Origin of the sequence: Aeromicrobium sp. (assembly GCF_036676885.1) — a bacterium.
GTDB lineage: Bacteria > Actinomycetota > Actinomycetes > Propionibacteriales > Nocardioidaceae > Aeromicrobium.
In genome coordinates, this window is the sequence record NZ_JAKFCB010000062.1 from 1 (window position 1) to 9,396 (window position 9,396).

At 69.8% G+C, this 9,396-nt stretch carries 13 protein-coding genes and 1 tRNA gene; 10 read left to right on the forward strand and 4 right to left on the reverse strand.

Annotated features, from left to right (window positions below):
* Positions 1 to 148 precede the first annotated feature (148 nt).
* The 5 genes from V6M46_RS03450 to V6M46_RS03470 are packed head-to-tail and all read left to right on the forward strand — an operon-like array spanning position 149 to position 3,699.
* Entirely contained in the window at positions 149 to 811 is a 663-nt protein-coding gene (locus V6M46_RS03450; protein ID WP_332662372.1) for a glycosyltransferase family 2 protein, read from the forward strand.
* Positions 808 to 1,455 carry a TIGR04282 family arsenosugar biosynthesis glycosyltransferase gene (locus tag V6M46_RS03455; RefSeq protein ID WP_332662373.1) on the forward strand — a complete coding sequence of 216 codons (648 nt, stop codon included), beginning with the start codon at positions 808 to 810 and terminating at the stop codon, positions 1,453 to 1,455. Before V6M46_RS03450 ends, V6M46_RS03455 begins: the two co-directional genes overlap by 4 nt.
* Positions 1,452 to 2,096, forward strand: a complete 645-nt coding sequence (locus tag V6M46_RS03460; RefSeq protein WP_332662374.1) for a methyltransferase domain-containing protein — start codon at positions 1,452 to 1,454, stop codon at positions 2,094 to 2,096. The genes V6M46_RS03455 and V6M46_RS03460 overlap by 4 nt, the downstream gene beginning before the upstream one ends.
* Positions 2,093 to 3,259, forward strand: coding sequence for a molybdopterin-dependent oxidoreductase (locus V6M46_RS03465; RefSeq protein ID WP_332662375.1), 1,167 nt, complete (start codon positions 2,093 to 2,095; stop codon positions 3,257 to 3,259). Before V6M46_RS03460 ends, V6M46_RS03465 begins: the two co-directional genes overlap by 4 nt.
* On the forward strand, positions 3,256 to 3,699 hold the full coding sequence (locus V6M46_RS03470) for a hypothetical protein (protein ID WP_332662376.1): 444 nt from the start codon (positions 3,256 to 3,258) through the stop codon (positions 3,697 to 3,699). Before V6M46_RS03465 ends, V6M46_RS03470 begins: the two co-directional genes overlap by 4 nt.
* Here V6M46_RS03470 and V6M46_RS03475 read toward each other — a convergent pair.
* Positions 3,653 to 4,039, reverse strand: a complete 387-nt coding sequence (locus V6M46_RS03475; RefSeq protein ID WP_332662377.1) for a hypothetical protein — start codon at positions 4,037 to 4,039, stop codon at positions 3,653 to 3,655. The genes V6M46_RS03470 and V6M46_RS03475 overlap by 47 nt on opposite strands.
* 269 nt (positions 4,040 to 4,308) lie before the next feature.
* Here V6M46_RS03475 and V6M46_RS03480 point away from each other — a divergent pair, with 269 nt between their 5' ends.
* A complete protein-coding gene (locus V6M46_RS03480; RefSeq protein ID WP_332662378.1) occupies positions 4,309 to 5,667 on the forward strand; it encodes a ricin-type beta-trefoil lectin domain protein in 1,359 nt (452 codons plus the stop codon).
* Between the two features lie 124 nt (positions 5,668 to 5,791).
* Complete coding sequence (locus V6M46_RS03485; RefSeq protein ID WP_332662379.1) at positions 5,792 to 6,334, forward strand: DapH/DapD/GlmU-related protein; 543 nt, start codon at positions 5,792 to 5,794, stop codon at positions 6,332 to 6,334.
* A gap of 3 nt (positions 6,335 to 6,337) precedes the next feature.
* Here V6M46_RS03485 and V6M46_RS03490 read toward each other — a convergent pair whose 3' ends face one another.
* Positions 6,338 to 6,634, reverse strand: a complete 297-nt coding sequence (locus V6M46_RS03490; protein ID WP_332662380.1) for a Dabb family protein — start codon at positions 6,632 to 6,634, stop codon at positions 6,338 to 6,340.
* 154 nt (positions 6,635 to 6,788) lie between these two features.
* A tRNA-Gly gene (locus V6M46_RS03495) sits at positions 6,789 to 6,859 on the reverse strand.
* A 58-nt stretch (positions 6,860 to 6,917) separates the two neighbouring features.
* Between V6M46_RS03495 and dcd the strand changes: the two genes are divergently transcribed.
* Positions 6,918 to 7,493 (forward strand): dCTP deaminase, encoded by a 576-nt coding sequence (dcd, locus tag V6M46_RS03500; RefSeq protein ID WP_332662381.1) that lies wholly within the window; start codon positions 6,918 to 6,920, stop codon positions 7,491 to 7,493.
* Positions 7,494 to 7,543: 50 nt separating this feature from the next.
* Here dcd and V6M46_RS03505 read toward each other — a convergent pair whose 3' ends face one another.
* Positions 7,544 to 8,101: a hypothetical protein gene (locus tag V6M46_RS03505; RefSeq protein WP_332662382.1), complete on the reverse strand. Its 558-nt coding sequence runs from the start codon at positions 8,099 to 8,101 to the stop codon at positions 7,544 to 7,546.
* A 204-nt stretch (positions 8,102 to 8,305) separates the two neighbouring features.
* Between V6M46_RS03505 and V6M46_RS03510 the strand changes: the two genes are divergently transcribed.
* Entirely contained in the window at positions 8,306 to 9,214 is a 909-nt protein-coding gene (locus V6M46_RS03510) for a pseudouridine-5'-phosphate glycosidase (RefSeq protein ID WP_332662383.1), read from the forward strand.
* 10 nt (positions 9,215 to 9,224) lie between these two features.
* A partial coding sequence (locus tag V6M46_RS19590; RefSeq protein WP_442880435.1) for a PfkB family carbohydrate kinase occupies positions 9,225 to 9,396 on the forward strand: 172 nt, incomplete at its 3' end.

Below are 9,396 nucleotides of genomic sequence, written 5' to 3' on the forward strand. Positions count from 1 at the left end.
CGGCTGCGCGGGTGGAGGACAGGGACATGGACACGATGGTCAGCCTAGGTCCGGCCGGACTTCCCGAGTGGTTCGCCGGCACGGACGTCACGGGTCCGTCATCGCCGTGCGTATGGTGACCAAGCACTGGCGCCCCTAGCGTCGAACCATGGGCATGAACACCTGCGACGTCGTGATCCCGTGCCGGGACGAAGCCGCCGCGCTGCCGGTCGTGCTCGCCGAGGTGCCGCCGGGGTGGCGCGTCATCGTGGTCGACAACGGCTCGACCGACGAGACCGCAGACGTGGCCCGATCGCTCGGTGCTCATGTCGTCACCGAGGCGCGGCCCGGATATGGGGCCGCGGTCCACGCGGGGATGCTCGCCGCGGAAGCCGAGCACGTCGCGGTGATCGACGGCGACGCGTCGATGCGGTTGACCGACCTGGTGCCGATGCTCGACCTCGTACGCTCCGGGGCCGCCACGATGGCCGTCGGCCGGCGTCGACCCGTGACTCGCGGGGTCTGGCCATGGCATGCCCGCGCCGGGACACTGCTGCTGGCGACGTGGATCCGCCGCCGGTCGGCGTTCCCGATCCACGACCTGGCGCCGATGCGGGTGTGCCGCCGGGACGACCTGCTGGCACTCGGCGTAGAGGATCGGCGGTTCGGCTACCCGCTCGAGCTCATGCTGCGTGCCGCACGGTCCGGGTGGACCGTGCGGGAGATCGACATCGCGTACGAGCGTCGGGCGGCCGGCACGAAGTCCAAGGTGTCCGGCTCGGTGCGCGGCACGGCCCGGGTCGTGCGGGACTTCGCCATGGTGCTCCGATGAACGTCCCCACGCTGCTGGTCGTCGCCAAGGCTCCCGTACCCGGCCTGGCCAAGACGCGCATCGCCGCATCGGTCGGCGACCAGCTCGCCGCCGAGCTGGCCGCAGCCGCCCTGCTCGACACGCTCGACACCGTCGCGGCGGTCGGCTGGCCGGTCGTCGTCGCGATGACCGGTGACCTCGGCGATGCTGTGTGCGCCGACGAGCTCGCTGACGCGTTGTCGGGCGTACGGGTCATCGGCCAGCGCGGTGACGGCCTCGGCGAACGACTGGCGTACGCGCACGCGGATGCCGACGGCGGGCGCGGCGTCGTGCAGGTCGGCATGGACACTCCGCAGCTGACGGTGCGGGACTACCTCGACGCCGGCGCCGCGGTCCGCGCGGGCGCTCGCGTCATGGGGCCGGCGGCCGACGGCGGCTGGTGGCTCCTCGGGCTGCCCGATCCGCGCGCGGCAGCCGTCCTGGCCGGCGTCGGCATGTCGGTCGATGACACCGCCGAGCAGACCGAACGCGCCCTGGGCGGTGACGTCGTATGCCTGCGAGAGGTGCGCGACATGGACACGTGGGACGACGCATGCGCGATCGCCGACGGCATCCCGCTCTCCCGTCTCGCCGACGTCGTGCAGAGCGTGCGGGTGACCGCATGAGTCTCACGTTCGACGCGGTCTCGGCGTACGACGAGGCCTTCGCCGGCAAGGTGACCCACGTCGTGGACCATGTCGGGCGTACCCAGCCGTTCGAGGTCGGGCAGTGGTCGTCGGCTCCGGACTGGGTCGACCGGGAGCTGTTCATCGAGCCGTGCGACGCGGCGACGATCGACATCGGCTGTGGCCCCGGGCGGCTTGTCGCCGAGCTCGCCGCGCGGCAGATCCCGGCGATGGGTATCGACGTGTCGAGCGAAGCGATCCGCCAGACCCGCGTGCGAGGCGCGCTCGCGTTGCGGCGAGATGTGTTCGGCGTCGTCCCGGGCCAGGGTCGGTGGGCATATGCGCTGCTGGCGGACGGCAACCTCGGCATCGGCGGTGACCCCGTACGCCTGCTGACCCGCCTACGCGATGTGCTGAATCCCAGCGGAACGGTCATCGCTGAGGTGGCCGCCGCCGGCACCGGGTTCGTCCACGAGCACCGCCGGCTGCGGGTCGAGGGCCGGCTGTCGGCGACCTTCGAGTGGGCCGTGGTCGGCCTGGACGCGATCGGCGACGTCGCGGCGCGGGCCGGTCTGCGAGTCGTCGGGACCCGCAGCGTCGGTGGCCGCCATGCGGCGTCGATGGTCCGGAGCTCGGCATGAGGCTCCCGCGGGTCGAGGACATCGAGAGGCGGATCCCGCGGCCCGAGGACTTCCACGCCAGGTCCCGCGGCCCGGCGACGACCGCCCGGGTGGGGGTGGCTCTGGGCATCGCGTTCGGCATCTGCTTCCTGACGGGCGTGTGGAGCCACTACCAGTACACGTCGCCGGGATGGTTGCCGATCGGGCCGAACCCGGCGTGGCTCTACCGGGTCACCCAGGGTGTGCACGTCGCCACCGGCATCGCCACGATCCCGCTCCTGCTGGTCAAGCTGTGGTCGGTCTATCCCCGGTTCTTCCTCCGGCCACCCAGGGCGCGCCGGGACCAGCTCGTCGACCTCCTCGAACGGGCCTCGGTCGGCGTGCTGGTGGCGTCGGCGATCTTCCAGCTCGCGAGCGGCCTGCTCAACATCGCGCAGTGGTATCCGTGGGAGTTCAGCTTCCGGCGTACGCACGAGGCAGTGGCCTGGGTCGCGATCGGGTCGCTGCTGGTGCACATCGCGGTCAAGCTGCCCGTCATCCGGGAAGGACTGGGCGCCTCGGTCGACGACGAGGTCGTCACGGATCCCGATGCGCCGAGTCGCCGGGCGGTGCTGCGTGGCGTGACGGCGGCCTCCGGCCTGGCGCTGCTGCTCACGGTGGGCCAGACCGTGCCGTTCCTGCGCAAGGTCTCGGTGTTCGGCGTACGCGACGGCGAAGGGCCCCAGGGGCTGCCGATCAACCGCACCGCGCGCGCCGCTGGAGCCGTCGAGGCCGCCAGCGATCCCGGCTTCGCGCTCGAGATCGTGGCCGGCGGCCGTACCGTCTCGCTGACTCGCGAGGAGCTCGCCGGGCTGCCACAACGTACGCATCGGTTGCCGATCGCGTGCGTCGAGGGATGGAGCCGGAGTGCCGTGTGGACCGGGGTCGCGATCCGGGATCTCATCGCCCTCGTCGATGCGCCGGCAGGATCGGCGGTCACGGTGCGGTCGATGCAGACCCGCGGCGCGTTCCGTACGTCCGAGCTGCCGGCCGACTTCGTGCGGGATCCGCGGACGCTGCTGGCGCTCGAGCTGAACGGCGAGCAGCTCAGCCTCGACCACGGCTACCCGTGCCGCATCATCGCCCCCAACCGGCCGGGCGTCCTGCAGACCAAGTGGGTCCGGCGCCTCGAGGTGAAGGCATGAGGGTCGGGCGTGCGCTGCTGCTCGTCGCCGGGGTCGGCTTCGGACTCTGGGGAGTCTGGCTGATGCGCGACTTCACGGCGGAGCAGCTCGTGTCGATGGGCACGTGGCTCCTCGGCGGGGTGATCGTGCACGACGCGGTGATCGCGCCGATCACCGTGCTGATCGGCGTCATCGCCGCTCGGGTGCTGCCGCGCCACGCGCGGGCGGTCGCGGGGGTCGCCTTCCTCGTCTGGGCGACGTTGACGGTCGCGTTCATCAACGTGCTGTCGGGCCAGGGCGGCAAGCCGGGCAACGACACCGTGCTGAACCGGCCGTACGGGATCAGCTGGGTCGTCCTGACGCTCGCGATCGCGGTGATCGCCGCCGCTGTGGCCCACCGGCGTCGGCCAGCGACTATGCCGCGGCCGCGACGCCGCGGGCCCAGTTCACCTGCTGCATGACCTGCGCGAACGTCGCCGGCGACGTTGCCGGGATCATTGCGGCGTGGTGGAAGCCATCACCCTGAACCGTGACCTGGATGTAGCCCGTGGTCCGCTTGTCCTTGAGGAGCAGGAACAACAGGCTGAGGATGCAGATCAAGAACAGCCCGACGACTGCCAAGACGATGCCCACGGTGGAGATCTTCTCCTCCTGACGAGACATGTCAGACACCATCCACGTCGTCCCGCGTACGGGGTGCTGACCCGTGGGCAGCCAGACCGAGGTCTGTGAGACACCGATGTCACCGATGGTGGTCAGCGGCTGGTCGGCGCCCGCGGGTATGGGCGGAGGTTGGGTCATGTCGGCCATTCAATCAGACGCCTTGTCCCGATGCGCCGCGCGCGGCGTCGGGTGTCTTTCGGGGGTTGACGGATCGAAGAGGGGAGTGAGACGGTCGTCACACCGCCCAATGTTTACGCAAACAAGGAAGGCTCTTCTCGATGATGTTTACGCAACCATCACTCCAATCCCGGCAGGGCAGCCATCTGAGAAGGGTCCGACACCGCATCGCCTCGGGGGCGATCGCGGCGTCAGTCCTCGCAGCCGGTGTGCTCGTCGGTGTCACCCTCATGACGCCTGCCGATGCCGCGCCCACGACGGGACCCGCGGGCACGAGCGAGTTCCGCGGCGTCAACTGGGCGGACCCGCGCGACAACTACGCGGCCGACGAGGTCGTCCCGTCCGGGCTGAGCGCCGAGGACGACTACGCCACGACGTACGACAAGGCGACGGGCATCGTGTCGGAGTTCCGCCAGGAGCTCAAGGCCAACACGGTCCGGCTGCCGATCAACCCCTCGAGCGTCGGGACACAGTGGTGGAAGGCGTACCAGGCCGCGATCGACGCCTCGGTGGACAACGGCTTCAAGGTCATCCTGAGCTACTGGGAGGCGAACAACGCCAAGGACGGTCGAGCGGACGACCAGCAGGCCTTCGACGCGATGTGGGACGAGGTCGTCCGTGCGTACGGCAAGAACCCGCGGGTCTACTTCGAGCCGATGAACGAGCCGTTCGGCTACTCGCTCGACGAGTGGGTCTCCCTCACCTCGTCGTGGCTGGACCGGCACAGCGACGTGCCGCGCAAGCGGGTCGTCATCTCGGGCACGGGCTACAACGACAACGTGACCGGCGTCGGCGCGGCGCCCGAGCTCAAGGGCACGCTGCTGTCGTTGCACTTCTACGGGTTCTGGGCCTCCGACACGACTGAGGAGGCGTGGCTGGCGAACCTGCGGCCGCGGATCGGCGAGCACGGATGGCGCACGATCATCGACGAGGCCGGATCGCCGATGACGACCGGGCTCAACTATGGCAACCACGAGGGCAACGTCTACACGTCATACCTCGGTGCGCTCACCCAGACGGCGCGGGAGCAGGGCATGGGCATCGTCTACTGGCCGGGGCTGCGGGACGGCGACGCGTACTCGATGACGACGCGCGTGGGCGACCAGCTCGAGGTCAACAGCGAGAGCGGCCTGGCTCAGCTGCAGTGGGGCTGGGGCCTGCTGAAGCAGGAGCCGATGAATGACCTGCCGCCGGCGCCTCCGGGTGAGGTGCTGCGCGGCGTGGCCAGCAACCGTTGCGTCGACGTGCCGGGGTTCTCGACGGCGAACGGCACGGCCCTCGACCTGTGGGACTGCAACGGGGGTGGCAACCAGTCGTGGGACTGGACCGCCGACAAGCAGCTCACGGTCTACGGCAACAAGTGCATGACGATCGGCGGCGACGGCTCCAGCGCTGGCAGCCCCGTCACGATCGAGGACTGCACCGGCGCGGCCAACCAGGCCTGGGAACTCAACGTCGACCTGTCGGTCTCGAGCGTCGGCAACCCGGCGGTCTGCCTCGACGCCGCGGGCGGCGGCACGGGCAACGGCACGGCGGTCGACGTCTGGTACTGCAACGGCGAGCCCAACCAGCAGTGGGCCCGTTCGTAGCTGCCCCTTGATCGTGGCCGCCCCCTGCTCTCCTCCAGTCAGGGGGCGGCTGCATGTTCTCGGCGACGGGGTGCCTGGAGCGTGTCGGCCGCTCGGTTCTCCAGGGCTCCGGGATCATCGTGGGATGCCTGACGACTTCCTGATGCGGATCGACAGCCCGGAGTTCAAGGCGATGTCCGAACGGGTCCTGGAGGTCACCGCGCTGACGTCGCGCCTCAACGTCCTGCCGTTCGAGGACGAGGTCGGCAAGGCTGAGCTGTTCGAGCAGATCCTCGGTCGGCCGCTTCCGCCGCGCGTCACGATCTATCCGCCGTTCTACACCGACCACGGGCTCAACCTCGACATCGCCGAGCGGGTGTTCATCAACCAGGGATGCACGTTCCTGGACTACGCCGGCATCCGGCTCGCCGAGCGCGTCATGATCGCCCCCAAGGTCACGTTCATCACCGGAGGCCACCCGGTCGACCCGGTGGATCGGCGAGTGTGGCTGACCGGCGGGCCGATCGACGTGGGCGAGAACGTATGGATCGGCGCCGGCGCGACGATCCTGCCCGGAGTCACCATCGGCCGCGACGCCGTGATCGCCGCGGGCGCGGTCGTGGCCGACGACGTACCGGCGCAGAGCCTGGTGACGGGCACGAAGGCCACCGTGCGGCGTGCGTGGTGACTGCTAGTCCTCGATGTCGACGACGGCCACACGCCGCATGCAGGGCTGGAGCAGGTCGACGGCAGCGAGATGTTCCGGCGCCGTGAGGTAGTGATCCCGGTCAGTGGCTGAGGCGAACACCGCGACCAATGCATGTGTGTAGCCCTGCGCGAGTCTCTCGGGGCTGACGTTCGACCCGACCGACATCGACGTCACGCCGGGGAGGGACCGGAGCCCGCGCAAGGCCTCGACGGCTGCGGTGACAGCCGCCGTCTGCTCAGGGTCGAGGTCGAAGAGAACGGTGTGGACGATCTGAGGCATGCGGTCATCCTCGTGCATGTCGAGCCGATGACGGGATCCCTTTGCGGGCAGCTCCTGGGGGCGGCTTCGCCGCGAGGGAGTCGCTGCGTCGGAGGGGCCCACTCGATTCCGCGGGATCGGCTCTCTGGCGGAGGCGCTCCGCGCCGGAGCAGAGAGCCGATGACGGGAATCGAACCCGCGTGTCTTGCTTGGGAAGCAAGCGCTCTGCCATTGAGCTACATCGGCGCGGTCGTCGAAGCGACCGAGAACAGACTACCGAAGCCCCATGCGTTAGTTTCGACTCGTGCTCCTCTCCGACCGCGACATCCTCGCCGAGATCGATGCCGGGCGCGTGGCGCTCGAGCCCTTCGACCGCGAGATGATCCAGCCGTCCAGCATCGACGTGCGACTCGACAAGTTCTTCCGGGTCTTCGACAACCACAAGTACCCGCACATCGACCCCGCCTCAGATCAGTCCGACCTGACCCGCGAGGTCGAGGTGGGCAATGACGAGGCGTTCATCCTGCACCCCGGCGAGTTCGTGCTCGGTTCGACGTACGAGCTGGTGACCCTGCCCGACGACATCGCCGCGCGCCTCGAGGGCAAGTCCTCGCTCGGCCGACTCGGCCTGATGACGCACTCGACGGCCGGCTTCATCGATCCGGGCTTCTCGGGCCACGTGACGCTCGAGCTCGCCAACGTGGCGACGCTGCCGATCAAGCTCTACCCGGGCATGAAGATCGGCCAGGTCTGCTACTTCCGCCTCACCTCGCCGGCCGAGAACCCGTACGGATCCGCGAAGTACGGCTCGCGCTACCAGGGCCAGCGCGGACCCACGGCCTCGCGCTCGCACGCCAACTTCCACCGCACCGAGATCTGACGCACGAGAAGGGCCCCGCACCGATCGGTGCGGGGCCCTTCTGCGTACGGTCAGGCGGTCTGACGCTTGCGGGCGCGGAGCGCGAGCGCTGCGCCGGACGCGGTCACGAGTGCTCCGCCGGCCAGCAGCCAGGCCAGGTCGAGGCTGCCGTCGGACTGCTCGGCGGCCAGCCCGGCGTCGATCCGGCTGGGCACCTCGACGGTGTCGTCGGCCTGGATCTTGTTGACCTTGTCGGTCTCGTCCGAGCTGTCGTCGCCGCCACCGTTGCCGGGTCCGTCCTTGTCGTCGTCGCCGCAGTCGCCGTGGGTCGGGCAGGGCTCCGGGTTCGTGATGACGTCCGGGCCGTCGGGCTGCGTGGGCTTCGGCTTGGGTGCGACCTTGTCGTCGGGTCCGACCGGCGGCTTCGGCTTGGGGGCCGCGATCTTGTCGATGGGCTCGGCCGGCTCCGGCTCGGGAATGGCGATGTTGTCGAGCGGCTGAGGATCGGTGTGCGGCTGCGCGATGATGTTGACCGGACCCTCCGTGGCCATGGCGCTGGTCGGCACCATGGTCAGGGCGGCGGTGGCCAGCGGGGCGGCGATGATCAGGTTGCGGATCGTGCTGTTCATGTCGTTCTCCTGTGGGTGTGATGCTGCTGTTGGAAGTCGGTGGTGTTGCTTGCTCAGAAGTAGGAGCATCGGCGCCGCCAGGTCTTGCAACTTTTCTCGGAGGACTTTCGCGCGGGTTCTTCGGCGGTGAGTTAGGGCCCAAGACCTCGGCGGCGCTGGACGCCAAGTCACCGCTCCGGGCTGGGGCGTCGATAGGCTGACGCGGTGAGTCTTCCCCTGAGCGTCTCCCCCGCCGTGGCAGCTGCGTTGGACGCCGGTACGCCGGTCGTCGCGCTCGAGTCGACGATCATCTCCCACGGCCTGCCGCGCCCCGACAACCTCGAGGCGGCTCGCGCCTTCGAGGCGATCCTGACCGGTATGGGTGTCGTCCCGGCGACGATCGCGGTGCTCGATGGCGAGCTCAAGGCCGGGCTCACCGACGAGGAGCTCGTCCGCATCGCGGGCGAGGACGTCCCCAAGCTCAGCGTCCGCGACCTGCCGATCGTGCTGGCCCGCGGCGGCAGCGGTGCCACGACCGTCGCAGCGACCTCGTACATCGCGAATCTCGCCGGCATCCGGGTCTTCGCCACGGGCGGCCTCGGCGGTGTGCACCGCGGGGCAGCCGAGACGTTCGACGAGTCCGCCGACCTCAAGGTGCTCTCCGAGGTGCCGATCACGGTCGTCTCGGCCGGCGTGAAGTCGATCCTCGACATCCCGGCGACCCTCGAACGGCTGGAGTCGCTCGGCGTGATCGTGCTGGGGTTCGGCACGAGCAGGTTCCCCAGCTTCTGGCTGACCGACTCGGGCTTCGAGCTCGACTGGTCGGTGCCCGACGCGGCAGCGGTCGCGGACGTCATGGCGTCACGCGACGAGCTGGGTCAGCCCGCCGCGATCCTGGTGGCCAACCCGCTCCCGGTCGCCGAGCAGCTCGACCCCGCGGTGCACGACCGCGCCCTCGCCGACGCGCTCCGCATGGCGGACGAGCGGGGGCTGTCCGGCAAGGAGGTCACGCCTTTCCTCCTGCAGACGATCGTCGACCTGACCGGCGGGGAGAGCCTGGCCGTCAACCTCAAGATCGCCGAGAACAACATCCGGGTCGCCGGCGAGATCGCCCGGTCTTGGGCGTCGCGATGAGGTCGGCGCAGTGATCCTCGTCGTCGGTGATGTCGTCGACGACATCGGCGTACGCCCGCTCGGCACGGTCAACCCCGCGAGCGACACCGTCTCGGAGATCCGGATGACCGCAGGCGGCTCGGCGGCCAACGTCGCGGCGTGGCTCGGGCACCTCGGTGCGGACGTACGCTTCGTCGGCCGTT